The organism is Paracoccus liaowanqingii (assembly GCF_004683865.2).
Taxonomy (GTDB): domain Bacteria; phylum Pseudomonadota; class Alphaproteobacteria; order Rhodobacterales; family Rhodobacteraceae; genus Paracoccus; species Paracoccus liaowanqingii.
On sequence record NZ_CP038439.1, the window covers coordinates 2041303 to 2068212 of the forward strand.

A 26910-nucleotide genomic window follows, 5' to 3' on the forward strand; every position below is an offset into this window, starting at 1 on the left:
GGATGGGCTGCGTGTCGCACGCGGCGCCTTCTTTCCCCGCCGAAAGGCCATTCATGCACATCCTTCACGTCGCGCTCGGCGGTTGCCTCAAGGCGCCGCCGGTCAGCTATGGCATCACGGAAGACACGGGCGGCCACATCGCCTATATCCTGGGCGCGGCCATGGCGCAGGCCCGGCTGGCCGATGTCCATGCCGTCGATATCGTCACCCGCGCCTTCCGGGCGCCGGGCCTGGACACCGTGCATGACCGGACGACCGAGGAGGTGGCACCGGGATGCCGCATCCTGCGCCTGCGCACGTCGAACCATGCCTACCTGAGCAAGGAGGCGCTGGAGGCCGAGGTGCCCGCGCTGACATTGGCCTTCCTGGACCTGCTGCGGGACATGCCCCGGCGGCCCGACGTGATCCATGCCCATTTCGCCGATGCCGCGCGCCTGGCCCGGGCCGCCGAGGCTGAATTCGGCATCCCGTGGATCTATACCCCCCATTCGCTGGCCCTGCAGAAGGGCCCGGACGCGGACCGCCTGCCCGCGCTGCGGACCCGCATCGCCTCGGAGCGCGCTGCCGTTGCTGGCGCGGGGGCGATCATCGTGTCTTCGCGCGACGAGGCCGAACGGCAGCTGCTGCCTTACGGCGCGGATGCCGAGGGGCGCAGCCATTGCCTGGCGCCGGGCGTCGATCTGGCGCCGCTGTCGGATGCCACGGCGGCCGACGGCCTGCTGGCGCCCTTCCTGCGCGATGCGTCCCTGCCGATCCTGCTGGCCGTGGCGCGCCCTGTCCTCAAGAAGAACCTGATCGGCCTGATCGAGGCCTATGCCGCCTCGCCCGTCCTGCAGGCCCGCGCCAATCTGGTCATCCTGGCCGGGCTGCGCGACGGGATCGTGCAGGGACCGGCCGAACAGAACCACGTGCTGCGCGGCCTCTTCGACTGCGTCGACCGGCACGGGCTGTGGGGCAAGGTCGCCCTGCCGCCGCGCCATGACGCCCGGCAGCTGCGCGCGCTGTACGATCGGGCGGCGCAGGGCGGCGTCTTCGTGAACCCGGCCTTTCACGAGCCCTTCGGCCTGACCCTGATCGAGGCCGCGCAGGCCGGTGTGCCGGTCGTGGCCACCCGGAACGGCGGGCCGGTGGACATCGTGGCGCAGCTGGGCCACGGCGCGCTGGTCGATCCGCAGGACCCCGCGCAGATCGCCGCCGCCTGCCTGCGGCTGATGGAGGATCCGGACCGCGCGGCCCGGGTCCGCTTGGCGCAGGTGCGTGCGCTGGCGGTCTTCGATTGGGGAGACTGGGCCGAACGCTCGGTCGCCCTCTGCCGGACGCTCGGCCAGCCGGCGGCACGGCCGCGCCGGATCGTGCGCCGCATCCTGGCCAGCGACATCGACGGCACGTTGACCGGCAGCTATGCGGCGGCACTGCGCTTCGGCGACTGGCACGCCACCCGGTCCGAGACGCTGATGTTCGCAGTCGCCACCGGGCGCGCGGTCTCTCAGGCGCGGCGGGTTCTGGACGACTGGCAGCTACCACGCCCGGACCTGTTCATCACCTCGGTCGGCAGCGAGATCTGGCGCTGGTCCCCGGACGGGCGCTTGGCGCGCTGCGCCGATTACGCCCGCCATCTGGACGGCGATTGGGACCGCGCGGCGGTGGCCGCCCTGCTGGCCGAACATGATCCGCAATGGCAGCCGGGATACGAGCAGCGCCGCTGGAAGCTGTCCCTGTTCGGGACCGCGGCCTTGGCGGACGATCTGCGCCGCGACCTGGCCCGGCAGGGCCTTGGCGCCCGCGTCATCGCCTCGCACGGCCAGTTCATCGACATCCTGCCGCCCCGCGCAGGCAAGGCCGCCGCGCTGCGCTTCGAGGCGGCGCGGTGGGGTCTGGACCTTGGCCACTGCATCACGGCGGGCGACAGCGGCAACGATGCCGACATGCTGGCGGCCAGCGGTGCCGCGATCCTGCCCGCCAATGCCTATGCCGAACTGGACCACCTGCGCGGCACCGGCATCTATCGCAGCCCCCTGACCCATGCGGCCGGCGTCATCGACGGGCTGACGCGGCTTGGCCTCGGCGGTCCCGTCCGGCCCCGCGCGCCGTCCCAGACCCCGACCCAAGGACCGGTCCCGGCCTCCCGCCTGGCCCGCAGCACCGCCCCCAAGGCGGCGAAGCCCGCCCATGCGTGACCTGACCCTGCCGCGCCGACCCTTCGGCTATTTCGTCCACCATCAGGGCCGGGGCCATGCCGAGCGCTGCGCCGCCCTGCTGGCCGCCCTACCCCCGGATCGCCCCGTGACGATCTTCTGCGCGCGCGACGACATCTTTCCGGCCCTGCCCGGCCATGTGCGGATCACCCGCATCCCCTCGCTGTTCGAACGCGGCGGGGCCGAGGTCGACATGGATCAGGTCGAGACGCCCGAGACGCTGCATTGCGCGCCCTTGGGCTGGCCCGGCATCCGGCAGGCGATGGGCACCATCGCCGCATGGTTCGCCAGCGCCGATCCCGCGCTGATGATCTGCGATGTCAGCGCCGAGATCGCGCAGCTGGCGCGCATCTGCTCGGTCCCGCATGTCAAGATCCTGCAGCACGGTGCCCGCGACGACGCCGGCCATCAGGCGGCCTATGCGGGGGCTGCGGGCCTGCTGGCTCCCTTCGCGGCCGAGCTGGCCCAGCCCGACTGGCAGGCGTTTGCGCACAAGATCCACTTCGCCCCGGGCCTCGGCGTCACCGCAAGCCGCGCGGGCGACCGCGCCACAGCCCGGCGCGCGCTTAGCCTGGATCCCGACCGCCCCGTGGCGCTGATCCTGTCGGGCGCGGGCGGCACCGGCTTTTCGCAGGCGCCGCTTGGCGTTGCGGCGCGGGCCTTTCCCGGCTGGACCTGGCTGACCATCGGCAAGCTGCAGGAGGAATGGCACGCGACCGAGGGGCGCAACCTCGTCAGCAAGGGCTGGGTCGACGACCCCGAGACCCATGTGGCCGCCGCCGATCTGGTGATCTCGTCCACCGGCAACACCACCTGCGCGCAGGTGCTGACGGCGGGCCGCCCGTGGATCGTGGTTCCCGAATGGCGCTATTTCGACGAGCAGCGGCTGAAGGCCGAGGCCCTGGACCGCGCAGGCGCGGCCCTGCATCTGCCGCATCTGCCCTCCAGCGCGCAGGCCTGGCGGGCGGCGGTGACGCAAGCCATGGCCCGCCACGATCCGGCCCGGCAGGCTCGGCTGATCTCGGCCGATCCGGCCGCCGCGGCGGCGCGCTGGCTGGAGACGCTGTCGGACGATCTGTGGGGCGCGGAGCCCCTCCCCCTCCATCCCGTGCAAGGAGCACATGCATGACGACTGTTTCGGCCCTGACCATCGCCTCGGGCCGCGAGGCGCATCTGAAGAATGTCATCCGCGGCTTTCAGACCCAGACCCATCCCCCGGTTGAGCTGATCATCGGCGTCATGCAGGACAGCGATTACACCGACCTGCCCACGACCGACTTCCCGATCCGCCAGATCCGCATCACCGGCCCCGAGCTGCCCCTGGCCGCCGCGCGCAACGCGGTGGCCGATGCGGCGACGGGCGATGTGCTGGTCTTCGTCGATGTCGACTGCATGCCCGATCCGGAGTTCATCGCGGGCTATCTGGCCTGCATGGAGGGGCAGAGCGGCCTCTTCATGGGCGAGGTCCTGTATCTGCCCTCCGGCGCGACGGCCCAGGGGCTGGATTTCGACCGCTTCGCCGGAATGGCCGTGCGCCATTCCGACCGCCAGGGCCCGCCCGCCGCCGGGCTGGAGCGTTGCCCGGATTACCGCTGCTTCTGGTCGCTGAACTTCGCCATGCACCGCGCCGGTTGGCAGGCCGGGCCAGGCTTTGACGAGCGCTTCACTGGCTATGGCGGCGAGGACACCGATTTCGGCCGCGCCCTGTCCGAGGCGGGCATCCCGATCTGGTGGATCAAGGGGGGCCGCGTCTATCACCAGTACCACCCCCATTGCATGCCCCCCGTCCATCACCTGCATTCGGTGCTGCGCAACACCGAGGTCTTCGCGGCGAAATGGGGCCACCGGACGATGGAGCACTGGCTCTATGCCTTCCAGCTGATGGGGTTGATCCGCAACACCGCATCGGGGCTGGAGGTGCTGCGCGAGCCCGCCGCCGCCGACATCGCGCTCTGCGAGCAGCAGGGCCACATGCCCTATGCCAATTCGCGCCGGGTGATCGACCACCTGCATCAGGTCGCGGCCGACCGCCGCCATGCCCCCGACCGGGTGGCCGAGCTGCGCCGGGCACAGGACAGCCTTCTGATGCCCGCCGCGGAATAGCCGCGATGCGCCCGCTGAAGATCGCCGTGATGGCGCATTGCCGCCATCCCATCTCGCCTCCCTTCATGGGCGGGATGGAGGTGCATGCCCATCACCTGACCCATGCCCTGCAGGCGCGCGGCCATGATGTGACACTGATTGCGGCGGGCGACAGCCGCGTCGGCGTGCCGGTCCTGCCGCTGATGCGGCAGCATTACGACAGCGCCTATCCCTGGAACGATTTCCACGGCACCAAGGTGCTGAACGACCATCTGGACCTCAGCCATGCCGAGGCGCTGGCCCGGCTGCGGGACGAGGGCTTCGACATCGTCCACAACAACACGCTGCACCGCTATCCGCCCCGGCTGGCGCGCAGCGTGGAATTGCCGATGGTCACCTCGCTGCATGTGCCCCCCTTCGACGCGCTGGCCCGCGCGGTGCGCGACAGCGTGGCGCCGTGGCATCCGGTGACGGGATGCTCGCGCCGGCATCTGGACGCCTACTGGCCGGGCGGGGTGGCGCCGGACGCGCATGTGGTCCCCAACGGGATCGATCCGGCCGACTGGCCCTTCCGCGCGACGGGCAATGGCGAGGCGGTCTGGGCCGGGCGCATCACCCCCAACAAGGGCACGCATCTGGCCATCGCCGCCGCCGTTCGGGCGGGCATTGCGCTGACCATCTTCGGCAGCATCGAGGATTCGGGATATTACGAGGCGCTGGTGCGTCCTGCGCTTGGCCCCCGCATCCGCCATGGCGGGCATCTGGCCGGGTCCGATCTGGCGCGGGAATACGGGCGGGCCTCGGTCCTGCTGTTCACCCCGCAATGGGACGAGCCCTTCGGCCTGTCGGCCATTGAGGCGATGGCCTGCGGCACCCCGGTCGCGGCGATCGAGATGGGCGCGGTGCGCGAGGTCGTGGGCGATGCGGGCGCCTATGCGAAGGCCGACGGCTCGGATCTGGACCGCGCCCTGCAGGCGGCCCTGGCCATCCCCCGCGACCGCCCCCGGCAGCGGGTCGAGCGGCTGTTCACGCTGGACCGGATGATCGACGGCTACGAGGCGCTCTATGCCAGCGCGCTGGCCCATCGCGGCGCGGCGGGGGGCGACCCCATCCGCTTCCCCGAGATCGAGCTGCCCCACCGGCTGGTCGCGGCCTGGGACCGGGCCGAGGTCCCGCAGGCGATCTAGGCGCCGGGGGCCGCGACCGCATCCGGGGCGCGGTAGCCCGCCGAGGCGGCCATCAGCTGCGCGGTATAGGGCGCCGTGCTGCGGCCCGCGCGCAGGTCTGCGACCGGCATCACCTCGACGACGCGGCCCTGCTGCATGACCGCCAGCCGGTCGCACATATGCCCGATCACCGACAGGTCGTGGCTGACCATCAGATAGGTCAGCCCGTGCTCGGCCCGCAGGTCGGCCAGCAGGTTCAGGATCTCGGCCTGGACGCTGACATCGAGGGCGCTGGTGGGTTCGTCCAGCAGCAGCAGGCGCGGCTCGGCCGCCAGCGCCCGGGCGATGGCCACGCGCTGGCGCTGGCCGCCCGAGAGCTGGTGGGGATAGCGGAAGCGGAAGCTCTGCCCCAGCCCCACATCGTCCAGCAGCCGCACGATGCGCTGGTCGATCCGGTCCATGCCCTGCAGCCGCAGCGTCTCGGCCAGGACGGCATCGACGGAATGGCGCGGATGCAGGCTGGCATAGGGATCCTGGAAGACCATCTGCACGGTCTTGAAGAAGACCCGGTCGCGGCGGTCGCGGCGCAGGTCGGCCCCGTCCACCCGGATCGACCCCGACCAGGTGGGGATCAGCCCGGCGATGGCGCGCAGGACGGTCGACTTGCCCGAGCCGCTTTCGCCCACAAGGCCGAAGCTTTCGCCGGACGCCACCTGGAACCCCGCGCCGCGCACGGCGTCCACGCGGTCGGGGATCTGGCCGAACCAGACGTTCAGATCCGACACGCTCAGCATGGGCGGGACCGTCGGAACGGAGGCTTCGCGCCCCCGCACCCCCGCGGGATATTTGCGCCAAGGCGAATGTGCATGTCAGAGCCCTCCGGGCAGCGCGGTGTCGGCGCGGGGCAATAGAGGGTCGCCGTCGCGCCAGCTGTCCTGGCGGGCGAGGACCGGCAGGCGGGACACGGGCGCGTCCAGGCGCGGCAGGCTGTTCAACAGCCCCTGGGTATAGGGATGGCGGGCCTGGTGCAGGTCGCGGGCGGGCAGCGTTTCCACGATGCGGCCCGCATACATGATCAGCACTCGGTCGCAGAACTGCGCGACCAGGTTCAGGTCGTGGCTGATGAAGATCAGGCCCATGCCCCGGTCGCGGACCAGCCGGTCCATGATGTGCAGCACCTCGGTCCGGACCGACACGTCCAGCGCGCTGGTCGGCTCGTCCGCGATCAGGATCTGCGGTCCCGGGGCTAGCATCATGGCGATCATGATGCGCTGGCCCATGCCGCCCGAGACTTCGTGCGGATAGGCGTTCATCACCCGCTCGGGGTCGCGGATCTGCACCGCCTCGAGCATCTCGAGCGCCTTCTGCCGGGCCTGGTCGCGGGGGGCCGCGGCGTGCAGGCGATAGGCCTCGATGATCTGGCGGCCGACCGTCATCACCGGGTTCAGGCTGAACTTGGGGTCCTGCATGACCATGCTGATTCGCCCGCCGCGGATGCGCCGCATTTGGCGTTCGGGCAGGTCCAGGATCGACTGGCCCTCCAGCGTCATCGACGCGGCCTCGATCCGTCCCGGCGGCCGGATCAGGCCCAGGATGGCGCGGCCGGTCATGGATTTCCCCGAGCCGCTTTCGCCCACGACGCCAAGCCGTTCTCGGCCCAGATCGAAGCTGACGCCGCGCACGGCCTGAAAGCTGCCCTGCCGCGTGGGGAAGGTCACCCGCAGGTCGCGCACGGACAGGAGGGGGGCCTCGGTCACGATTTGTCTCCCTTGGGGTCCAGCACGTCGCGCAGGCCGTCGCCCAGCAGGTTGAAGGCCATCGAGACGGTGAAGATCGCCAGCCCCGGCATCGCCGCCACCCACCAAAAGTCGAGGATATAGGCCCGCCCGTCCGAGATCATCGCCCCCCATTCCGGCAGGGGCGGCTGCGCGCCGAGGCCCAGGAAGCCCAGGCCCGCCGCCGACAGGATGATGCCCGCCATGTCCAGCGCCACCCGCACAATGAGCGAGCTGACGCAGAGGGGCCAGATATGGCCGATGAGCAGGCGCAGCCGCCCCGCGCCCTGCAGCCGGGCGGCGGCGATGAAATCGGCGTTGCGGATGGTCAGCGTCTCGGCCCGCGCGAGGCGGGCATAGGGCGGCCAGGCGGTCAGGGCCAGCGCCAGGACCGCATTTCCGATGCTGGGGCCCAAGGCCGCCACGAAGGCCAGCGCCAGGATCAGCTTGGGGAAGGCCAGGAAGATGTCGGTGATGCGCATCAGCACCTGGTCGACCCAGCCACCCGCAAAGCCCGCGACCGTGCCGATGAACAGCCCGATGATCGGCGCGATCAGCGCCACCGTGCCCACGATGAACAGCGTGATGCGCGAGCCGTGGATCAGCCGGGACAGGATGTCCCGGCCCAATGCGTCGGTGCCCAGCCAATGCGCGGCCGAGGGCGGCTGCAGCCGGTCGGCCAGGTTCTGGGCATAGGGGCTTTGCGGCGCGATCCAGGGCGCCAGGATCGCCATGCCGGTCAGAAGGACCAGGATGACCAGCCCCAGCATCGCCAGCTTGTTGGCGCGGAAAGTCAGCCAGCCTTGGTAGATGGCGCCAAGCCGCGCCTGGCGCCGGGTCTGCGGCGCATCCGAGAGCAGCCAGTCGCGCCGGGTCTGAAGGCGGGTCTGGGGGCGGCTGTCGGGGGAGGTCGGGGCGGCGGTCATGTCGACCTCGGGTCAAGGAAGCGGTACAGGATGTCGCTGAGCAGGTTCAGCACCACGAAGCAGGCGCCGACGACGACCGTGCCGCCCAACACCGCGTTCATGTCGCCCGACAGAAGGCCGCGGGTGATGTAGCTGCCCAGGCCCGGCCAGCTGAAGATGATCTCGGTCAGGACCGAGCCCTCCAGCAGCGAGCCGAAGGACAGCGCGATGACCGTGACCAGCGGGATGGCGATGTTGCCCAGGGCGTGGCGCCAGATCACCGCGCGTTCCGACAGGCCCTTCACGCGGGCGGTGGTGATGTATTCCTGGGACAGCTGTTCCAGCATGAAGCTGCGGGTCATGCGGCTGATATAGGCCAGGCTGTAATAGCCCAGAAGGCTGGCCGGCAGGATGATGTGGCTGAAGGCGTCCTGGAAGGCGGGCCAGTCCCCGGCGATCAGGCTGTCGACCAGCACCATGCCGGTGACGTTGGGGACCATCCCGTCATAGAGGATGCCCTGACGCCCCGGGCCGCCGACCCATCCCAGCATGCCGTAGAAGATCAGCAGGCCCATCAGCCCCAGCCAGAAAATCGGCATGGAATAGCCCACCAGCGCCACCACGCGGGCGACCTGGTCGATGATCCCGCCCCGGCGGGCGGCGGCGATCACGCCCAGGGGCACGCCCATCACGACCCCGATCAGGGTACCGAGCGTCGCCAGCTCCAGCGTGGCGGGAAAGACGCGGGCGATGTCGGCGCTGACCGGCTGCCCGGTCGAGATCGAGCGTCCGAAATCGCCCCGCAGCACGTCGCCGATATAGGTCAGGAACTGCACGACCAGCGGCTGGTCCAGCCCCATGGCGATATAGGCGGCGTCGTACTGGGCCTGGGTCGCACGGTCGCCCACGACCTTCAGCACCGGGTCGATGGGCATGACGCGACCGATGATGAAGGTCACCAGCAGCAGGCCCAAGAGCGTCAGCGCCAGCGACAGGATCGTGCCCGCCACGCTGCGGGCGCGGCGGCGGCGCAGGGCGCGGCGGCCCGCCAGGTCGGGACGGCCCCGGCCCGGAGGGGTCGCACCGGGGGACGGTGGTCCCCCGGTGCCGGTGATGTCGGTCGCGGACACGGGGTTATTCGCCCTTCGTCACCTGGCGGTACATGACCGAGCTGATCGCCCCGCCGCTCCACCAGTTCTGCACGCCGTCGCCCATGCCGACCTGCTCGATTCGCTGGAACAGCGGCACAATGGGCGCCTCGGCCTGATACTGGCGCTGGATGTCCTGATACATGGCGGCGCGGGTGTCGGTGTCCTGTTCCAGGGTCGCGGCCACGGTGGCCTCGTTCATCTCGGCGGGCACCTCATAGGCGTTGCGCCAGGCCAGCAGGCCCACGGCGGCAGCCTCGTCGCTGTTGTCGGGGTTGTAGGCGAAGGTCGCGGCGTTGGTGTTGGGGTCGGAGTAATCCGGGCCCCACTCGCCCAGGAAGATCGGCACCTCGCGGGCGCGATAGGCATCCAGCACCTGCGCGCCGGTCATCTGCTCGATCTCCAGCGTCAGGCCGACCTGGCCCATCGCGGCCTGCAGGGTCTGCGCAACGTCGATATATTCGCGCAGGTCGCGCACGCGGGTGGTGATCGTGCCGCCCTCGATCCCCGCATCGGTCAGGATCTGGCGGGCCTTCTCGATGTCATAGGTCCAGGGCGTCTCGTCCAGCGCGCCCAGATAGCCGCGGGGCAGGAAGCTTTGATGGGTGACGAATTGGCCCTTGAGGAAGCTGCTGGTGATGCCCTCGTAATCGACCAGATGCTTCATCGCCTCGACCACGGCGGGGTTCGACAGCAGCTCGTCCTTCTGGTTCAGGCCCATGTAGAGGATGCGCCCGCGCGGCTCGTCCTGGATGGTCACGCCCTCGACCGAGGCGATGGACTCGACATCCGTCGGCGTCAGGTTGCGGGCCACGTCGATGTCGCCCTGTTCCAGCAGCAGCCGCTGCGCGCTGGATTCGGCCACGTTGCGCACGATCACCCGCTTCATCGTCGGCGCGCCCTGCCAGTAGTCCTCATAGGCGGTCAGCTGCACCTGCTCGTTCGGGCGCCAGGCGGCCAGCACATAGGCGCCGGACCCGGCCTCGTTGGTGTTCAGCCAGCCGTTGCCCAGATCGCCGTCGGCCTCGTTGGCCATGACCGTCTCCATGTCCACCACGCTGGCGATGTTGGCGGTCAGGCAGTTCAGCACGAAGGACGGCGCATAGGGCTTGTCCATCGTCAGGGTCAGGGTGTTGCCCTCGAAGGTGATCATCTGGTCCACGTTCTCGGCGGTGAAGCCGAACTGCGTCAGGATAAAGGCCGGGGTCTTGTCCAGCTTGACCGCGCGCTGCAGCGACCAGGCAGCATCCTGCGCCCGGACCGGATTGCCGGAATGGAAGGTCGCATCCTCGCGCAGCGTGAAGGTGATGGACAGCCCGTCCTCGGACACTTCCCAGCTTTCCGCCAGGCTGGGCTGAAAGCCCGCCTCGGGGTCCAGCGGGTCGAAGTCGACCAGCCGGTCATAGGTGTTGTTGTTCACGTCATTGCCCGAGAACTCGAAGCTTTGCGCCGGGTCCAGGCTGATGATGTCGTCGATCGTGTGGGCCACGACCAGCGTGTCGGCGGGCGTCTCGGCGAAGGCGGCGGGGGCGAAGGCCAGGGCCGAGGCCAGCAGCACGGCCCGCGAGGTCAGGTGGAATGTCATGTCGGTGATCCCTGTTGGTGAACGGCCTCCGCTTGCCGCGGAGTTGCGCATTCTGCAGGTTGACCCAAGCCCCGGCGCCTTGCAAGGGTCTTGCAGCGGGGCGATGCGGGGTCCCGCCGGCCGGGTCAGGCAGGTCCGCCGATAGCGGTCAGAAGCCGGAACAGGAAGGCCGACAGCAGGGCGGCGGCGGGGACCGTCACCACCCAAGCCGCGGCGATGGTCATGACATGGGACCGGCGCACCAGCTTGCGGCGGCGGCGCTCCTCGGGGCCGGGGCGGGGACGCTCGGGAATTCCGCCCTGCGCGGCCCGCAGGCGCCGTTCCGCATCCCATTCGCGAAAGAAACCCACGCCGAAGATCGCGCCCACCGCGATATGGGTCGAGCTGACCGGCAGGCCCAGCCAGCTGGCCACGATCACCGTCATCGCCGCCGACAGCGACACGCAGTAGGCGCGCATCGGGTTCAGCTTGGTGATCTGGCTGCCGACCATGCGGATCAGCTTGGGACCGAAGAGGAACAGCCCGAAGGACAGCCCGAAGGCCCCGATCAGCATGACCCAGAGCGGGATCGACACCGCCTCGGAGGCGCCACCCGAGCCCAGGGCCTGCACGATGGCGGCCAGCGGCCCCACCGCATTGGCCACGTCGTTGGCGCCATGCGCGAAGGACAAAAGCGCGGCCGACACGACCAGCGGGATGCCGAACAGCACCTTGAGCGACTTGTTGCGGTTCTCCAGCCCGCGCGACTGGCGGGCGATGACCGGGATCATCACCAGCCAGATGGCCAGGCCCAGACCCGCGCCGATTGCCAGCGCCATGCCGAACGAGATGTCGATCAGCCGGCTGAGGCCCTTCAGCGCCAGATAGGCGGCGAAGGCGCCGGCCATGATGCCGATCAGCACCGGCACCAAGATGCGCGCGGCGGCGATCTTGTCGGCGCGGTAGATGATGCGGGACTTGATGAACCACAAAAACCCCGCCGCGATCACCCCACCCAGCACGGGCGAGACGACCCAGCTGGCCGCGATGGTGGCCATCGTCGGCCAGTTGACCGCGCCGAAGCCCGCCGCCGCGATCCCCGCGCCCATCACCCCGCCCACCACCGAATGCGTGGTGGAGACCGGCGCCCCGACCCAGGTGGCCAGGTTCACCCACAGCGCCGAGGACAGCAGCGCCGCCATCATCGCCCAGACGAAGACCTCCTGCGTGCCGATGCTCTCGGGCGCCACGATCCCGCGCGAGATGGTGCCCACCACGTCGCCGCCCGCGATCAGCGCGCCCGCCGTCTCGAACACGGCGGCGATGGCGATGGCGCCGCCCATGGTCAGGGCATTGGCGCCGACCGCGGACCCCATGTTGTTGGCCACGTCATTGGCGCCGATGTTGAGCGCCATGTAGGCGCCGAAGACCGCCGCCATCGCCACGATCAGCCCGTTGCTGGACTGCCCGAAGGCCAGCATCGCCCCCAGGCCCGCCAGCAGCACGAAGACCAGCGCGATCCCCGGCGCGATCAGCGGGCGCGCGGCATAGGCGGTCGCGCGCTCCAGGGCCGAGAAGCGCCCGAGGTCGCGGTCCAGCGTATCGAGATGTCGGGTGTCCAGGTCGTTCAGGGCCATGATGTCCTCGGGGTCGGGCAGGCGCGGCCGAGGCGCAAACGTGCCGTAGCACAACCGTTACCGAACCGTCACAATCCCGAAAGCGATCCCCCGCCGGTCACAGCGACATGGTCGCCTTGACCGCCCGCAGCCAAGCGTCATAGCGGGCGTCGCGGTCGGCAGCCTCCATGTCGGGCGCGAAGCTGCGGTCCAGCACCCAGTCCTTGGCAAAGCCCGCCTGGTCGGGATAGATCCCGGGCCCCTGCCCCGCCAGCCAGGCGGCGCCCAGGGCCGTCGTCTCCAGCACCTTGGGGCGGTCGACGGGGGCGCCCAGGATGTCGGACAGGAACTGCATCGCGTAATCGGACGCGCTCATGCCGCCATCCACGCGCAGGGCGGTCTCGCCCTTGGGCTCCCAATCGGCCTTCATCGCCTCCAGCAGGTCTCGGGTCTGGAAACCCACGCTCTCCAGCGCGGCGCGGGCCAGCTCGGCCGGGCCCGAGTTGCGCGTCAGCCCATAGATCGCGCCCCGGCAGTCGGGCTTCCAGTAGGGCGCCCCCAGCCCGGTGAAGGCGGGGACGAGGATCACCTGCTGGTCGGGATCGGCATGTTCCGCCAGGGGCTGGGTCTCCTTGGCATCGCGGATGATCTTCAGCCCGTCGCGCAGCCATTGCACCACCGCGCCCGCGATGAAGATCGAGCCCTCCAGCGCATAGGTGGGCTTGCCGTCCAGCTGATAGGCGATGGTCGTCAGCAGCCGCTGGCTGGAGGCCACGGGCTGGTCCCCGGTGTTCAGAAGCGCGAAGCAGCCGGTGCCATAGGTCGATTTCATCATGCCCGGCTGGAAGCAGGCCTGGCCCACGGTCGCGGCCTGCTGGTCGCCCGCGACCCCGGTGATCGGGATCGGGCGACCGAACAGGTCGGGCCGCGTGGTGCCGAAGTCGTCCGCGCAGTCCTTGACCTCGGGCAGCATCGACATGGGGATGTCGAACAGCTTGCAGATCGTCGCCGACCACCTGCCCTTGTGGATGTCGTACAGCATCGTGCGCGCGGCATTGGTGGCATCGGTCGCATGGACCTGCCCGCCGGTCAGGTTCCAGATCAACCAGGCGTCCACCGTGCCGAAGGCCAGATCGCCCGCCTCGGCCCGCGCGCGGGCGCCCTCGACATGGTCCAGGATCCACTTGACCTTGGTGGCCGAGAAATAGGGGTCGACCAGCAGCCCGGTGCGGGCGGTGATCATGTCGGCATGGCCTGCTGCCTCCAGCTCTCGGCAGAACCCGGCGGTGCGGCGGTCCTGCCAGACGATGGCGTTGTGGACCGCCTTGCCGGTCTTGCGGTCCCAGATCACCACCGTCTCGCGCTGGTTGGTGATGCCGATGGCCGCGATCCGGGGATTGCCGCATTTCTCGATGGCCGCGCGGCAGGTGGCGGCGGTGCTGGACCACAGGTCGCCCGGATCGTGTTCGACCCATCCGGGGCGCGGGAAATGCTGCTCGAATTCCTCCTGCGCGCTGGCGCAGGGGTGCAGGTCGGCGTCGAAGATGATGGCCCGGGACGAGGTCGTGCCCTGGTCGATGGCAAGGATATGGGTCATGGAAGGCTCCTCCGTCAGTCTCAAGAGGCGGCAGCGCGCCCGGGTTCCCGCGCGCGTCGCGCCGCCATCCAGTCCTCCAGCGCGGCGGCCTGGGGCGCGTCCAGGCGCAGGCCCAGCTTGCTGCGGCGCCACAGCACGTCCTCGGCCCGGCGGGCATGCTCGCGGTCCATCAGCCAGATCACCTCGACCTCGGTCAGCGTGGCGCCGAAGTCCCGGCCCAGATCGGCGGCGCTGCGGGCGCCCCGCAGGATCGCCGACGCTTCGGTCCCGTAGGCGCGCACCAGGCGCAGCGCCCACCGGTCGGTCAGGAAGGGCTGATCGGCGCGCAGCCGCGCCACCAGCGCATCCACCCCGTCCACCGGGAAATCGCCGCCGGGCAGCGAGGCCTCGCGCGTCCAGGGCCCGGGCAGGCCCGGAAAGACCGGCGCGATCTTCTGCAGCGCGGATTCCGCCAGCCGGCGATAGGTGGTGATCTTGCCGCCGAAGACATTGAGTACCGGCGCCCCGCCCGTCCGGTCCAGCTTCAGCGTATAGTCGCGCGTGGCCGCCGAGGCGCTTTGCGCGCCGTCGTCATAGAGCGGCCGGACCCCGGAATAGGACCAGACCACGTCGTCTGCCGTCAGCTGGCGGCGGAAATACTGGTTGGCGAAATCCAGCAGGTAATCGCGCTCCTCGGGCGTGCAGTCGGGCTTGACGGACGGGTCCTCGTGTTCGGCGTCCGTGGTGCCGATCAGCGTGAAGTCGGTCTCGTAGGGGATGGCGAAGATGATCCGACCGTCGGTTCCCTGAAAGAAATAGCACTTGTCGTGGTCATAGAGCCTCTGCGTCACGATATGGCTGCCGCGCACCAGCCGCACGCCGTCGGTCGCGTTCAGGCGCAGCGTGCCGCGGATGATCTCTCCGACCCAGGGGCCGGCGGCATTGACCAGCATGCGGGCGCGGTGCTGCCGCGTGATGCCGTCCGCATTGCGGGTGGTGACGATCCAGTGGTCGGCATGGCGGTCGGCGGACAGGACCTTGGTGCCCACCATCACGGTCGCGCCCCGCGCCTCGGCATCGCGGGCGTTCAGCACCACCAGCCGCGAATCCTCGACCCAGCAGTCGGAATATTCATACGCATGCAGGAAGCGGTCCTGCAGCGGCGCGCCCTCGGGCGTGTCCGTCAGCGACAGGGTGCGCGTGCCGGGCAGGATCTTGCGCCCGCCCAGGGTGTCGTAGAGGAACAGCCCCAGACGGATCAGCCAGGACGGGCGGCGGCCCTTCATCCAAGGCATGACCACGCCCAGCAGCTTGGAGGTCGGCGTGTCCTGCTCGAACCGCATGTCGGGATGCCACGGCAGCACGAAGCGCATCGGCCAGCTGATATGGGGCATGGCGCGCAGCAGCACCTCGCGTTCGATCAGCGCCTCGCGGACCAGGCGGAACTCGAAATACTCCAGATAGCGCAGGCCGCCGTGGAACAGCTTGGTCGAGGCGCTGGAGGTCGCCTGCGCCAGATCGCCCATCTCGGCCAGGGTCACCGACAATCCGCGCCCGGCCGCGTCGCGGGCGATCCCGCAGCCGTTGATGCCGCCGCCGATCACGAACAGATCCACGGTCCCGTCTGCTTCCGTCACGCGCGCGTTCCTTCGATTGGACAGGTTCTGTCTGGCATCATTCGCGTCAAAAGGAAAGAGTTTTGGCTTCGGTTTTGTTCACATCCGTCCCGTGATCAGAGGTCTGGCGAGGGCCTGCCGCCCAAGCCTCGCGGCTCAAGCCTGCCCCACGGCGGCCTTCGTCAGAAAGATCCTACCCGCCGCCGCCCCCAAACCGCGCAGGAACGAACATCCCCCGCCGCTCTCACACTTCCAAGGCCGCCCGCTGCCGTCCCGCCGCGTCGAAATTGGCGGGATCCAGCCAGGCCTCGTAGATGGGCCGCAGCCGCGCCCAGTCCCCGTCCGTCATCGCGAACCAGGCAGTGTCGCGGCTGGCGCCCTTGACGACCATGTGCTGGCGGAACACCCCCTCGGGGCGGAAACCGAACCGCGTGGCCGCGCGGATCGAGGGGGCGTTGAGCGCATTGCATTTCCATTCGAGCCGCCGATAGCCCAGGTCGAAGACATGGCGGGCGGTCAGGAACAGCGCCTCGGTCGCCATGCGCGTGCGCTGCAGCGCCGGGCCCCACATGATGCCGCCGATCTCGATCACGCCATGGGCGGTGTCGATGCGCATCAGCGCCTGCCGCCCCTCGGCGCGGCCGGTGGCGGCATCGACCACCGCGAAGACCAGCGGATCGGCGGGGACCGAGGCCTGCGCCAGCCAGGCGTCGAACTCGGCGCGGTCGGCGGGGGGCGTCTCGAAAAGCCAGCGGAAGCGGTCCTCCTGCCCCGGCGCGGTCGAGGCCTCGTACAGGGTCCCGGCATGATCCGGGCCCAAGGGCTCCAGCCGGACATAGCGTCCCGCGATCGCCGCGCGTGGGGGGCGCGGGGCCCCGGTCCAGTCCGCCAGATCCACCCTGCCGCCCCCATCCTTGATACCGGCGGCCAGCAAAGCCCGACGGGGGTGCAAAGTAAACATCCCCTGGGGGGCGCCTAGCCCGGATGCCCGGACCCGTCTCCTGCGGGCAGGGTCGCCTCGATCTCTTCGGCGACCAGCTGCTGCAGGGTCCAGATATAGTCGTCATGGATGCCCAGCTCGGCCAGGCCCCGGGCGGTGCGCAGCAGGTATTCGGCGCCCGATCCCGCCGCCCCCGCCGCGCTGGCCAGCCTGCGGGCCTGCTGGGGCAGCGTCAGCCGGGCGACCGGCGTATCCACCGGGTCGGCATAGAAGGTCAGCGCCTCCTCGCGCCCGCGCGCCGTCTCGACCTCGATCCAGCAGGCATTGGCGGCCAGCTCGTGGGCGACCAGCTCGCGCTTCAGGATGGCGCGCAGCGAGTCGACCTCGGTGCCCGGGGCGATGTCCATCACCAGCCCCTCGCAGCTGCCGCCCGAGGCCAGCGCCAGCATCAGCCCGGGCCGTTCCGGCGTGCCGCGGAAATGCTCGAGGCTGAGCGAGAAGTCGCGGTGCCAGCCGATGGCGGTCGCGCGGCGGCGGTCCTGCACCGCAAAGCCCGGGTTCCAGATCAGCGAGCCATAGGCGAAGATCGGGATCGGGCGGGGCCGCCCCCGGGTCAGCCGGTCCGCCAGCGCGTCCAGATCGACCTCGTCCAGAAGCCGCCAGGCGGGGTCGTAGATCAGCCCCTCGGCCGGGGCGACGCGGGCGACATGGTGGTCGGACAGAACAAGTGGAACGGGCTGGGGCATGGGGGTCCTGCGGGATCGGGGGTCGGATCCGATCTGGTCACCCGCGCGGCCGGGGTCAAGCGGCAACGGGTGGGAACCGCCCCTGCTGCCCGTTCGGCGCGCAGGGCCCGCCCGAATCCGCAGGGAAAAAGGCCGCCCGGCATCGATCCCGGGCGGCCTGTCGATGTCGCGGTCGCCCAAGGTCAGGCGGCGTAGCGGCCCGCCATCACCGACAGCGGCAGGGGGCGCAGCTTGTCGGCCTGGCCGGCGGTGCCGAAGGCCTCGAAGCGGTCCTTGCAGACCTGCGCCATCATCTGCATCGCGGGTTTCAGATACTTGCGCGGATCGAACTCGGACGGGTCCTCGGTCAGGGTCTTGCGGATCGCCGCCGTCATCGCCAGCCGGTTGTCCGTGTCGATGTTCACCTTGCGCACGCCCGAGCGGATGCCGCGCTGGATCTCCTCGACCGGGACGCCCCAGGTCGGGCGGATGTCGCCGCCGTAGTTGTTGATGATCTCCTGCAGATCCTCGGGGACCGAGGAGGATCCGTGCATCACCAGATGGGTGTTGGGCAGGCGCTTGTGGATCTCCTCGATCACATGCATGGCCAGGATCGCGCCGTCGGGCTTTCTCGTGAACTTGTAGGCGCCGTGGCTGGTGCCCATGGCGATGGCCAGCGCGTCCACGCCGGTATCCTTGACGAACTGCTCGGCCTCGGCAGGGTCGGTCAACAGCTGGTCATGGCCCAGCTTCTCGGTGGCGCCATGGCCGTCCTCCTGATCGCCCATGCCGGTCTCCAGGCTGCCCAGCACGCCCAGCTCGCCCTCCACCGACACGCCGCAGGCATGGGCCATCTCGGTCACGCGACGGGTGATGTCGGCATTGTAGGCATAATCGGCGGGGGTCGTGCCGTCGGCCTTCAGGCTGCCATCCATCATCACCGAGGTGAAACCGTTCTGGATCGCGGTGGCGCAGGTCTCCATGCCGTTGCCGTGATCCAGATGCATGCACAGCGGGATGTCGGGAAAGGCGCGGGCCAGCCCCTCGATCAGCCCGGCCAGCACCAGGTCGTTGGCATAGGCGCGCGCGCCCCGGCTGGCCTGCAGGATCACCGGCGAGCGGGTGGCCTGGGCCGCCTGCATGACCGCAAGGCCCTGTTCCATGTTGTTGATGTTGAAGGCGGGCACGGCATAGCCGTGCTCGGCGGCGTGGTCCAGAAGCTGGCGCAGGGTGATCATGGACATGGGGCGTTATCCTTTGGTGGCGAGGGCATGGTGGATGGCGGCGACCTCGTCGGTCGCGCCGAAGATCAGGGGGGTCATGTCGTGCAGCCCGTCGGGCTGGCGGTCGAGGATCGGGCCGTGGCCGTCGGTCGCGTGACCGCCCGCCTGCTCGATCAGGAAGGCGATGGGCACGCTTTCATAGATCAGCCGCAGCCGACCGTTGGCATAGCCGGGCCGGGCATCTGCGGGATAGAGGAACGCGCCCCCCTGCAGCAGGATGCGGTGCAGCTCGCCCACGGCGGCGGCCAGCCAGCGCATGTTGAAGTCGCGCCCGCGCGGCCCCTCGCGGCCCGCCCGCAGATCGCGGGCCCAGGCCTGCAGCCCGGGCGGCCAGTGCCGCTCGTTCGAGGCATTGTAGGCGATGGTCGACGAGCTGGGCTTCAGGCGCAGGTCCTGCCGGGCGACGCGGAAGGACGCGACCTGCGCGTCCCAGGTGGCCACATGGACGCCCGCGCCGGTAGACCAGCCGAAATCGACCGAATGCCCGAACGAGCCGTAGCCCGCCGCCACCACATGCCGCCCCGGCCGCCGGAACCCCTCGGGGGCGGCGGGCAGGACGCTGAACAGCATCCCCAGAGGCGCGCCGATGCCGATGCTGCCCGACCCGTCGATCGGATCGATGGCCACGTCGAAGGCGCCGTCGGGATCCAGCAGGATGACCTCTTCGGCCTCTTCCGACAGGACCTGCCGGACGCCCGCCTCGCGCAGCACGGCGATCATGTGGTCATGCGCCGCGACATCCAGCGCCTTCTGCTTGTCGCCGCTGTCGTTGATGCCGACGATCGCCTCGGGATCGCCATGCAGACGCCCCGCCGCCAGACGCGCGGCCAGAGGCGGCAGCGCCTCGGCGATGGCGCGCACGATGGCGGCGGCGCCGTCCGGGGCCAGCAGATCAGCCAGCAGCGGGCCGGTGGCGGCCCCGTCATTGGGCAGGCGCAGCATCAGGTCTTGGAATACTTGGCATCGACCGCGTCGATGGCGTCCACATTCCCGGCGGACTTGCCGCCCGCGTCGAAGTTCATCGTCTGCGCCAGCCAGGCATCGGCGATGGTCTTGGCGACCTCGGCCCCGATCACGCGGGCACCCATGGTGATGATCTGGGCGTTGTTCGACAGCGCGGCGCGTTCCGCCGAATAGGTGTCATGCGTCAGCGCGGCGCGGATGCCCGGCACCTTGTTGGCCGCAATGCAGACCCCGATGCCGGTCCCGCAGACCAGGATCGCGCGGTCATAGGTGCCGTCCAGCACCGCGCTGGCCACCCGGTCCGACAGGCCCGCATAGAAGGCGTCGGGGCCCGCATCGGTGCGGCTGATCTCGGACACCTCGAAGCGGTCCCTCAGGTGGTCGGCCAGAACCTTGGCCAGGCCTTCGCCCGCGCTGTCGCCTGCAATTGCCAGTTTCATGCGTCGTCTCCGATGGTTGCGGCGCAGCGCGCCAGAATGTCCAGATAGCCGGTCACGTCCCAGGCCGAGCGTCCGATGAACAGACCGTCGACATGCGGGCAGGCGATCAGCTCGGCGCAGTTGCCGGGATTGACCGAGCCGCCATAGAGGCAGGGCACCCGCCGCCCCAGCACGTCTTGGGCCACCGCGATGATCTCGGCCTGCCGCGCATCGGCGTAATCCGAGGTCGCGGGGATGCCGTTCGCGCCGATGGCCCAAACCGGCTCGTAGGCCAGAAGGATCGTGGCGTCGGACCCAGCCACCGGCTGCAATGCGGCGCGCACCTGGGTTTCCAGCACCTCCTGCGCGCGGCCCGCCTCGCGTTCGGCCAGGGTCTCGCCGATGCAGATCAGCGGGATCAGGCCGTGACGGACGGCGGCGGCGGTCTTCAGGCCCACCGTCATGTCCGTCTCGCCGAAATGCTCGCGGCGCTCGCTGTGGCCCAGCTCGACGATGTCCAGCCCGCAATCGGTCAGCATCACCGGGCTGATCTCTCCGGTCCAGGCGCCCGCGTCGTCCCAATGCATGTTCTGCGCGCCGACCTTGACGTCGCTGCCCGCCAGCATCTCGGCCACCTGGCGGCAGGCGGTGAAGGGCGGGATCACGAAGCGCTGGATGCGCGGATCGCCCGGGGCATCCGCCAGGCCTTGGGCAAAGGCGCGGGCCTCGGCCAGGGTCTTGTTCATCTTCCAGCTGGTGCCGATCCAGAAGTCGGTCATGTCAGGGGCTCCTTCGGCTCGGGGGCGATGGTCAGCGCGATCCCCGCCCGGTCGATCGCGGCGCGATCCTCGGGCGCGGGGGGCGCGTCGGTGATGATGGCGTCGAATTCCGTCAGGTCGGCCAGCGTGTGCAGCGCGCTGCGCCCGAAGCGGGCATGGTTGACCAGCAGCACCCGCCGCTCGGCCGCCTGCATCATGGCGCGCTTGGCGCGCACCGCGTTGTCGTCCATGTGAAAGGCCTGCAGCCCGGCCACGGCAGGGGTCGAGATGAAGGCCAGATCCGCCCGCAGCCCGGCCAGCGCCCCTTCGGTCACCATGCCGAAGAAGCCGTTGAACTTGGCGCTGTAGATCCCGCCAAGCGCGATCAGCGTGACGCGGGGGGCGTCCTTCAGCCGCTCGATCACGGCGGCGTTGTTGGTGATGACGGTCAGCGGCGCCCGGTCCGTCAGGCGGGCCCCCAGCAGCGCCGCCATCGAGCCGTCATTGACCATCACGGTCATCCCCGGCTCGACCAGATCCAGAGCCGCCCGGGCCATGCGGGCCTTGGCCTCGCCGTCCTGCAGCTCGCGGATGCGGAAATCGCTTTCGAACTGGGTGCCCGCCTCGATCGTGGCGCCGCCGCGCACCTTGCGCAGCAGGCCCGCCTGTTCCAGATCGTCCAGATCGCGGTGAATCGTCATGCGACTGACAGCAAAGCGCAACGCAAGATCGTCAAGATCGACGGCACGTGCCGCGACCAGCTGATCCATGATCGCCTGCCTGCGTTCCTCGCGCTTCACCCCGGCCCTCCCCTGTCTCCGCCCCGGTCATAACATGCGAACCGGACATAACAACACCTTTGTTGTGACTTTGTGATTTTTTCTTGTGATGACACCCGCAACGCGCTATGGCTTTCGGTCAAAGGAGGACCCCATGCCCTTAGACACCCCCAAAGACCCCGCCCTGGCCGCCAAGGCCGACCTGGACCCACAGAATTTCGCGCTGGCGAACTGCATCCGCGCGCTGACCATCGACGCGGTGAACGCCGCGAATTCCGGCCATCCCGGCGCGCCCATGGGCATGGCCGATGCGGCCACCGTGCTGTTCCGCAACCACCTGAAATTCGACGCGATGAACCCCGACTGGCCCGACCGCGACCGCTTCGTGCTGTCGAACGGGCATGCCTCGATGCTGCTCTACAGCCTGCTGCATCTGACGGGCTACGAGGACATGACGCTGGATCAGGTCAGGAACTTCCGCCAGTGGGGCGCGATCACCGCCGGCCATCCGGAATACGGCCATGCCAAGGGGATCGAGACGACGACCGGCCCCCTGGGCCAGGGCCTGGCGACTGCCGTGGGCATGGCGCTGGCCGAACGCGCGCTGGCCGGGGAATTCGGCGATGATCTGGTCGATCACCACACCTATGTGATGCTGGGCGACGGCTGTCTGCAGGAGGGCATCGGGCAGGAGGCGATCAGCCTTGCGGGCCATCTGGGCCTGGGCAAGCTGATCGTCCTCTATGACGACAACTCGATCACCATCGACGGGCCGACCTCGATCAGCTTCTCCGAGGACGTGCCCGCCCGCCTGGCCGCCTGCGGCTGGCATGTGCAGACCTGCGACGGCCATGACGGCCAGGCGCTGGATGCCGCGATCACCGCCGCCAAGGCGGAAACGGGCAAGCCCTCGCTGATCGCGATGAAGACGATCATCGGCTTCGGCTCTCCCAACCGCGCGGGCAGCTATTCGGTCCATGGCGCCCCCTTGGGCAAGGACGAGGGCGCCTTGACCAAGGAGGCGCTTGGCTGGGCGTCCGAGCCCTTCGCCATCCCCGAGGATCTGGCTGCCGAATGGCGCGCCATCGGCACGCGCGGTGCGGATGCCCGCAAAGCATGGGAGGATCGGCTGGCCGCCTCCGCCCATCGCGAAGCGCTGACCGAACGCCTGACCGGCGCCCTGCCCCAGGGCTATGACGCGGCCTTGGCCGATGCCCGCAAGGCGCTGTTCGAGGCGCCCAAGAAGGCCGCGACCCGCAAGGCCAGCCAGATGGCGCTGGAGGCGCTGGCCCCGGCCCTGCCCGCGATGATCGGCGGATCGGCGGATCTGACCGGATCGAACCTGACCCGCGTCAAGGCCGTTGACAGCCAGTACACCCGCGACGCGCCGGGCCGCTACATCGGCTACGGGGTGCGCGAGTTCGGCATGGCTGCCGCGATGAACGGCATCAACCTGCATGGCGGCTTCATCGCCTATGGCGGGACGTTCCTGGTGTTCTCGGACTATGCCCGCAACGCGATCCGCCTGTCGGCGCTGATGGGGGTGGGCACGATCTATGTCATGACCCATGACAGCATCGGCCTGGGCGAGGATGGCCCGACCCACCAGCCGATCGAGCATCTGGCCAGCCTGCGCGCGATCCCCGGCCTGACGGTCCTGCGCCCCGCCGACGTGATCGAGACGCTGGAGGCCTGGGACATCGCCATCCGCACCCGCGACGTGCCGTCGCTGCTGGCACTGTCGCGCCAGGACGTGCCGCAGTTGCGGCTGGAGGCAGGAACCGAGAACCTGACCGCCAAGGGCGCCTACGTGATCCGCCAGTTCGGAGCCAAGGATGATGGCGGCCGGGACGTGACCCTGATCGCCACCGGCACCGAGGTCGCCATCGCCGTCCAGGCCGCCGAGGCCCTGCAGGCTCAGGGCATGTCCGTCGCCGTCGTCTCCATGCCCAGCTGGGAGCTGTTCGACGCCCAGCCCGCCGAATACCGGGCCGAGGTCCTGGGCACCGCCCCGCGCATCGCCATCGAGGCGGCGGGCAAGTTCGGCTGGACACGCTATGTCGCCTCCGAGGATGACGTGATCGGCATGACCGGCTTTGGCGCCTCGGCGCCCATCGACCGGCTCTATGCCGAGTTCGGCATCACCGCCGATGCGATCGTGGCCCGCGCCAAGGCGCTGACCGACCGCTGATCGAAACCTTGCGGACGAGGCCGCAGGCGGCCTCGACGCGATCCCCCCGCGCGCGCCTTGCGCGCGCGGGGGGCCAAGCGGCAGCGTCCGGGCCGGGGTTTCCCCGGCCCGACCCGTTTCAAGTGCCGCCGATCAGCCGACCAGGCCGCGCGCGGTCGCCTCGTCGGTGATCAGGCCGGACAGGTAGCCGCTGTTCAGCACGGCGCGGATCGCGGGCAGCTTCTCGACCCCGCCGGCGATGACGACGATGCGGTGCCCCTCGGCCCGCTGCAGGTCCACTGACAGGGTCCGCGCGCTCAGCGTGGTGTGCAGCACCCGGCCCTCGGCGTCGAAGAAATGCCCCATCATCTCGCCCATGCCGCCCGCGGCCGCGATCTCGGCGATCTCGCGCGGCTCGATCATGCCCGAGGCGACCAGCTGCGCGCCCGCATCCGCCGTCCCCGTGCCCGCGAATTTCAGCGTCGCGGCATTGGACAGGTCGAAGATCTCGCGCACGCCGGGCTGGGCCAGCAGGACCGCGCGGTCCTCCTCGGAATTGGCGAAGAAGGGCACCGGCAGCACATAGGCCTGCGCGCCGGTCTTGGCGGCCAGATTGTGCATCACGTCATGCGGATTGGCCGCGTAGTTGCGCGTGAGCCCGCCCAGCAGCGACACGAAGCGCGTGGCGTGGGCGGCGAAGCGCGGCAGCTGCGCCACCGCCGCCGCCAGCGTGCGGCCATGGCCCAGGCCGATGACCGGATGCGCGCCCTGCTCGATCTCGCGCCTCAGGAAGGCCGCGCCCGCCAGGCCCAGGGCGCGCAGGGGCATGCCGTCCTCGCCCAGATCGGGGGCGACCTCGCAGCTGTCCAGGCCGAAGCGGGCGCAGAGCTGATCCTCCAGCCTCGCGCATTCGACGATCTCGCCGTCGATGGTGACCTTGACCACGCCCTCGGCCACCGCGCGCGCGATCAGCCGATGCGCCTTGACGCTTGGCAGGCCAAGCCGCTTGGCGACCGCCGCCTGCGTCAGCCCGCCCGCGTAGTGCAGCCAGGCGGCGCGGATCGCGAGGCTCTGTTCCGGATCGACCGGACCGCGCCGCGCCATCAGCCCGCCGCTCGTATGAGGGCCAGCAGATTATCGGCCTCCAGAGGCGCCGGATTGGCCTTCATCGAGGACGAGCTGGCCGCCGCCTGCGCCGCAGCCCCCTGCGCGGCCTCGTCGATGCCCTGCGCCAGAAGCCCTGGCAGGCCTGCCGCGCGGGACCATGCGTCCAGCAGCCCGGCCGCCCGATCGACCGGGGCCTCCGGCTGCCCGAAGGCCGCGCCGATCCAGCGCCCGACCTGATCCAGCCGCGCCGCCCGCGCCGGGTCCGTCACCGCGCGCCGGTTCGCCACCAGCACGTGCGGCAGCAGTGCGCCGCAGATCGCACCGTGCCCCGCGCCGGTCAGCCCACCCAGGGGCCCCGCCAGCCCATGCACCGCACCCAGTCCCGCATTGGCCAGCGCCAGCCCGCCACACAGGCTGACCCAGGCCATCTCGTCCCGCGCCATCGGATCCTCGGCCTGCATCAGGCGCAAGAGAGCCGCCAGCCCGCGCGCGATCGCGTCGCGGCACAGCGCGTCGGTCAGGGGATTGGCGCGGGTGCAGACATAAGGCTCGATCACCTGGGTGATGGCGTCCAGCCCCGAGGCCAGCGTCACCGCCCTCGGGCAGCCATCGGTCAGGCCTGGGTCCACGATGGCCAGGCGCGGCAGCATCCGGGCATCGCGCAGGCTGACCTTGCGGGCGTGGTCGGGCACGCCGATCACCGCGTTGCGGGTGACTTCGGCCCCGGTGCCGGCGGTGGTGGGAATGGCCACGAAGGGCAAGGGCGGGTGGTCCAGCGGCAGGCCCTGCCCCACGACCTCCAGATGGTCCAGCATCGGACGCGTCGCCGGGACCAGCGCCGCGATGGCCTTGCCCGCGTCGATCACCGCGCCGCCGCCCATTGCGACCACGACCTGCGTGCCCGCCGCCACCGTCAGCCCCGAGGCGATCCGCGCCATGTCCGGCTCGGACGGCACGGCGAAGGCCGTCACCTCGCAGCCCAAGGCCCGCAGCGCCCCGGCCAGCGGCGCGCTGCGCGACGGATTGCGCCCATGGACCAGCAGCACCCGCCGCCCGAGCGCCGCCACGCGGGCCGGGGCGAAGGCCGCGTGCCCGCGCCCGAACAGGATCTCAGTCGCGGTGGCAAAGGCGAAGGCATCGGGCATGTCGAAGATCCTGTGGCGGCTGCGGGCGGTCTGGGTTCAGATATTCAGCGTCTCCGCGCCCGTGTCGATATGCGGCGCCCAGAAGGCGATGCTTTCTGCGATCTGCTGGATCACCTGCCGGTCGCTCGGCTCGCGTTCCTTGAAGCTGAGCTCCAGGCAGATCTCGTTGTCCTGCGCGCCCCCCTCGGCCAGCGCCGCCAGCAGGGGTTCGGGCTGCACACGGCCCTTGGCGTTGAACTCGGCGGTGAAGGGGCGGTGGCCGCCCTTGTCCATCAGCGACTGCTTGATATGGATGATCGGGCTGACGCGGGGCACCGCGCGGGCCCAGGCATAGGGGTCCACGTCGTCGGGATCGGGGCTGGTCACGTCGCCATGGTCGATGTCGGCCATCATCCACATGGGGATCGCCATGTCCGCCGCCGTCAGCCGGTCCTGCAGGGCCAAGGCCTCGGCGATCGTCTCGCCGAATTCGCGGCCCACGCTCATCGGTTCCCAGAAGACATGGTCGAGGCCCGCCGCGCGGCCATGCTCGGCCACCTCGGCCCAGGCATCGATGGCGGTCAGGGTCAGGTCCTCGCGCCGGGCGGGGTCGTCGTAATCGCGATAGGTGAAGATTGCGAACTGCGTGCCCACCGAGCGCCCGCCCAGATCGGCGGTGATGTCCGCAAAGGTCTTGAACCAGTCGATGTAATAGCGCCGCACATCGGCATCGGGATGGCCGAAATGGTTCAGCCGCCCATAGGGGCCGGTCATGCCGCTGGTGACGCGGACCCCGGTGCGGTCCAGCGCGGCCTGCATCTGGCGGGTCAGGCGGCGGATCACCGGGGCGGGCCAGCCGGGGTTGATGAACTCGTGCGTCAGCTGCAGGTCGCGGATGCGCAGGTCGCGCGCCACGGTGTCGATCAGATCGTCCGGCTCCGCGAAGCGGTTGACCAGCGGGTTGGTGTTCAGCGACAGGGTCAGGGGCATGGGATCCTC

Annotated in this window: 23 protein-coding genes; 5 read left to right on the forward strand and 18 right to left on the reverse strand. The window is 70.1% G+C overall.

Going from position 1 to position 26910, the window contains the following annotated elements:
• Window positions 1-53: 53 nt before the first annotated feature.
• Genes E4191_RS09895 through E4191_RS09910 form a run of 4 tightly spaced genes read left to right on the forward strand, consistent with a single transcriptional unit; the run spans window position 54 to window position 5464 of the window.
• Window positions 54-2177: an HAD family hydrolase gene (locus E4191_RS09895; RefSeq protein ID WP_135313271.1), complete on the forward strand. Its 2124-nt coding sequence runs from the start codon at window positions 54-56 to the stop codon at window positions 2175-2177.
• Window positions 2170-3324, forward strand: a complete 1155-nt coding sequence (locus E4191_RS09900; RefSeq protein WP_135313272.1) for a glycosyltransferase — start codon at window positions 2170-2172, stop codon at window positions 3322-3324. The genes E4191_RS09895 and E4191_RS09900 overlap by 8 nt, the downstream gene beginning before the upstream one ends.
• Window positions 3321-4298, forward strand: a complete 978-nt coding sequence (locus tag E4191_RS09905) for a glycosyltransferase family 2 protein (protein ID WP_135313273.1) — start codon at window positions 3321-3323, stop codon at window positions 4296-4298. The genes E4191_RS09900 and E4191_RS09905 overlap by 4 nt, the downstream gene beginning before the upstream one ends.
• Before the next feature lie 5 nt (window positions 4299-4303).
• Window positions 4304-5464, forward strand: a complete 1161-nt coding sequence (locus E4191_RS09910) for a glycosyltransferase (protein ID WP_228461223.1) — start codon at window positions 4304-4306, stop codon at window positions 5462-5464.
• Here the strand turns inward: E4191_RS09910 and E4191_RS09915 are convergent.
• The 15 genes from E4191_RS09915 to E4191_RS09985 all read right to left on the reverse strand — a co-directional run bounded on the left by E4191_RS09915 (window position 5461) and on the right by E4191_RS09985 (window position 21531).
• A complete protein-coding gene (locus tag E4191_RS09915) occupies window positions 5461-6237 on the reverse strand; it encodes an ABC transporter ATP-binding protein (protein ID WP_135313274.1) in 777 nt (258 codons plus the stop codon). The two genes, E4191_RS09910 and E4191_RS09915, sit on opposite strands and share 4 nt — an antisense overlap.
• 75 nt (window positions 6238-6312) lie before the next feature.
• A complete protein-coding gene (locus E4191_RS09920) occupies window positions 6313-7200 on the reverse strand; it encodes an ABC transporter ATP-binding protein (protein WP_176562591.1) in 888 nt (295 codons plus the stop codon).
• A complete protein-coding gene (nikC, locus tag E4191_RS09925; protein WP_135313276.1) occupies window positions 7197-8144 on the reverse strand; it encodes a nickel transporter permease in 948 nt (315 codons plus the stop codon). Before nikC ends, E4191_RS09920 begins: the two co-directional genes overlap by 4 nt.
• Window positions 8141-9157, reverse strand: a complete 1017-nt coding sequence (locus tag E4191_RS09930) for an ABC transporter permease (protein ID WP_407947063.1) — start codon at window positions 9155-9157, stop codon at window positions 8141-8143. The genes nikC and E4191_RS09930 overlap by 4 nt, the downstream gene beginning before the upstream one ends.
• 100 nt (window positions 9158-9257) lie before the next feature.
• Window positions 9258-10856: an ABC transporter substrate-binding protein gene (locus E4191_RS09935; protein ID WP_135313277.1), complete on the reverse strand. Its 1599-nt coding sequence runs from the start codon at window positions 10854-10856 to the stop codon at window positions 9258-9260.
• A gap of 125 nt (window positions 10857-10981) precedes the next feature.
• Window positions 10982-12472, reverse strand: a complete 1491-nt coding sequence (locus E4191_RS09940) for an inorganic phosphate transporter (RefSeq protein WP_135313278.1) — start codon at window positions 12470-12472, stop codon at window positions 10982-10984.
• Between the two features lie 97 nt (window positions 12473-12569).
• A complete protein-coding gene (gene glpK / locus E4191_RS09945) occupies window positions 12570-14048 on the reverse strand; it encodes a glycerol kinase GlpK (RefSeq protein WP_135313279.1) in 1479 nt (492 codons plus the stop codon).
• A gap of 20 nt (window positions 14049-14068) precedes the next feature.
• Entirely contained in the window at window positions 14069-15664 is a 1596-nt protein-coding gene (gene glpD, locus E4191_RS09950; protein ID WP_135313280.1) for a glycerol-3-phosphate dehydrogenase, read from the reverse strand.
• A gap of 223 nt (window positions 15665-15887) precedes the next feature.
• A complete protein-coding gene (locus E4191_RS09955) occupies window positions 15888-16541 on the reverse strand; it encodes a GNAT family N-acetyltransferase (protein ID WP_135313281.1) in 654 nt (217 codons plus the stop codon).
• Between the two features lie 77 nt (window positions 16542-16618).
• Complete coding sequence (locus tag E4191_RS09960) at window positions 16619-17329, reverse strand: gamma-glutamylcyclotransferase (RefSeq protein ID WP_135313282.1); 711 nt, start codon at window positions 17327-17329, stop codon at window positions 16619-16621.
• 182 nt (window positions 17330-17511) lie between these two features.
• Entirely contained in the window at window positions 17512-18552 is a 1041-nt protein-coding gene (gene fba, locus E4191_RS09965) for a class II fructose-bisphosphate aldolase (RefSeq protein WP_135313283.1), read from the reverse strand.
• Between the two features lie 6 nt (window positions 18553-18558).
• Window positions 18559-19533 carry a class 1 fructose-bisphosphatase gene (locus tag E4191_RS09970; RefSeq protein ID WP_135313284.1) on the reverse strand — a complete coding sequence of 325 codons (975 nt, stop codon included), beginning with the start codon at window positions 19531-19533 and terminating at the stop codon, window positions 18559-18561.
• Entirely contained in the window at window positions 19533-19994 is a 462-nt protein-coding gene (gene derI / locus E4191_RS09975) for a D-erythrulose-4-phosphate isomerase (RefSeq protein WP_135313285.1), read from the reverse strand. Before derI ends, E4191_RS09970 begins: the two co-directional genes overlap by 1 nt.
• Window positions 19991-20752 carry a triose-phosphate isomerase gene (locus E4191_RS09980; protein WP_135313286.1) on the reverse strand — a complete coding sequence of 254 codons (762 nt, stop codon included), beginning with the start codon at window positions 20750-20752 and terminating at the stop codon, window positions 19991-19993. The genes derI and E4191_RS09980 overlap by 4 nt, the downstream gene beginning before the upstream one ends.
• On the reverse strand, window positions 20749-21531 hold the full coding sequence (locus E4191_RS09985) for a DeoR/GlpR family DNA-binding transcription regulator (RefSeq protein WP_135313287.1): 783 nt from the start codon (window positions 21529-21531) through the stop codon (window positions 20749-20751). The genes E4191_RS09980 and E4191_RS09985 overlap by 4 nt, the downstream gene beginning before the upstream one ends.
• Before the next feature lie 133 nt (window positions 21532-21664).
• On the opposite strand from E4191_RS09985, the gene tkt reads away from it, so the two are divergent.
• A complete protein-coding gene (gene tkt, locus E4191_RS09990; RefSeq protein WP_135313288.1) occupies window positions 21665-23701 on the forward strand; it encodes a transketolase in 2037 nt (678 codons plus the stop codon).
• Window positions 23702-23833: 132 nt separating this feature from the next.
• Here the strand turns inward: tkt and E4191_RS09995 are convergent, their stop codons facing one another.
• The 3 genes from E4191_RS09995 to E4191_RS10005 are packed head-to-tail and all read right to left on the reverse strand — an operon-like array spanning window position 23834 to window position 26901.
• Window positions 23834-24784, reverse strand: a complete 951-nt coding sequence (locus E4191_RS09995) for a sugar-binding transcriptional regulator (RefSeq protein WP_135313289.1) — start codon at window positions 24782-24784, stop codon at window positions 23834-23836.
• A complete protein-coding gene (locus E4191_RS10000) occupies window positions 24784-25932 on the reverse strand; it encodes an iron-containing alcohol dehydrogenase (protein ID WP_135313290.1) in 1149 nt (382 codons plus the stop codon). The genes E4191_RS09995 and E4191_RS10000 overlap by 1 nt, the downstream gene beginning before the upstream one ends.
• Window positions 25933-25968: 36 nt before the next feature.
• Window positions 25969-26901 carry a sugar phosphate isomerase/epimerase family protein gene (locus E4191_RS10005; protein ID WP_135313291.1) on the reverse strand — a complete coding sequence of 311 codons (933 nt, stop codon included), beginning with the start codon at window positions 26899-26901 and terminating at the stop codon, window positions 25969-25971.
• Window positions 26902-26910: the final 9 nt, after the last annotated feature.

Excerpts from the sequence above, each read along its gene's own strand:
- E4191_RS09895 (WP_135313271.1), top strand. The coding sequence starts at position 54 with ATGCACATCCTTCACGTCGCGCTCGGCGGTTGCCTCAAGGCGCCGCCG.
- E4191_RS09900 (WP_135313272.1), top strand. The coding sequence starts at position 2,170 with ATGCGTGACCTGACCCTGCCGCGCCGACCCTTCGGCTATTTCGTCCAC.
- E4191_RS09905 (WP_135313273.1), top strand. The coding sequence starts at position 3,321 with ATGACGACTGTTTCGGCCCTGACCATCGCCTCGGGCCGCGAGGCGCAT.
- E4191_RS09910 (WP_228461223.1), top strand. The coding sequence starts at position 4,304 with ATGCGCCCGCTGAAGATCGCCGTGATGGCGCATTGCCGCCATCCCATC.
- E4191_RS09915 (WP_135313274.1), bottom strand. The coding sequence starts at position 6,237 with ATGCTGAGCGTGTCGGATCTGAACGTCTGGTTCGGCCAGATCCCCGAC.
- nikC (WP_135313276.1), bottom strand. The coding sequence starts at position 8,144 with ATGACCGCCGCCCCGACCTCCCCCGACAGCCGCCCCCAGACCCGCCTT.
- E4191_RS09935 (WP_135313277.1), bottom strand. The coding sequence starts at position 10,856 with ATGACATTCCACCTGACCTCGCGGGCCGTGCTGCTGGCCTCGGCCCTG.
- E4191_RS09940 (WP_135313278.1), bottom strand. The coding sequence starts at position 12,472 with ATGGCCCTGAACGACCTGGACACCCGACATCTCGATACGCTGGACCGC.
- glpK (WP_135313279.1), bottom strand. The coding sequence starts at position 14,048 with ATGACCCATATCCTTGCCATCGACCAGGGCACGACCTCGTCCCGGGCC.
- E4191_RS09960 (WP_135313282.1), bottom strand. The coding sequence starts at position 17,329 with ATGCCCCAGCCCGTTCCACTTGTTCTGTCCGACCACCATGTCGCCCGC.
- fba (WP_135313283.1), bottom strand. The coding sequence starts at position 18,552 with ATGTCCATGATCACCCTGCGCCAGCTTCTGGACCACGCCGCCGAGCAC.
- E4191_RS09970 (WP_135313284.1), bottom strand. The coding sequence starts at position 19,533 with ATGCTGCGCCTGCCCAATGACGGGGCCGCCACCGGCCCGCTGCTGGCT.
- derI (WP_135313285.1), bottom strand. The coding sequence starts at position 19,994 with ATGAAACTGGCAATTGCAGGCGACAGCGCGGGCGAAGGCCTGGCCAAG.
- E4191_RS09980 (WP_135313286.1), bottom strand. The coding sequence starts at position 20,752 with ATGACCGACTTCTGGATCGGCACCAGCTGGAAGATGAACAAGACCCTG.
- tkt (WP_135313288.1), top strand. The coding sequence starts at position 21,665 with ATGCCCTTAGACACCCCCAAAGACCCCGCCCTGGCCGCCAAGGCCGAC.
- E4191_RS09995 (WP_135313289.1), bottom strand. The coding sequence starts at position 24,784 with ATGGCGCGGCGCGGTCCGGTCGATCCGGAACAGAGCCTCGCGATCCGC.
- E4191_RS10000 (WP_135313290.1), bottom strand. The coding sequence starts at position 25,932 with ATGCCCGATGCCTTCGCCTTTGCCACCGCGACTGAGATCCTGTTCGGG.
- E4191_RS10005 (WP_135313291.1), bottom strand. The coding sequence starts at position 26,901 with ATGCCCCTGACCCTGTCGCTGAACACCAACCCGCTGGTCAACCGCTTC.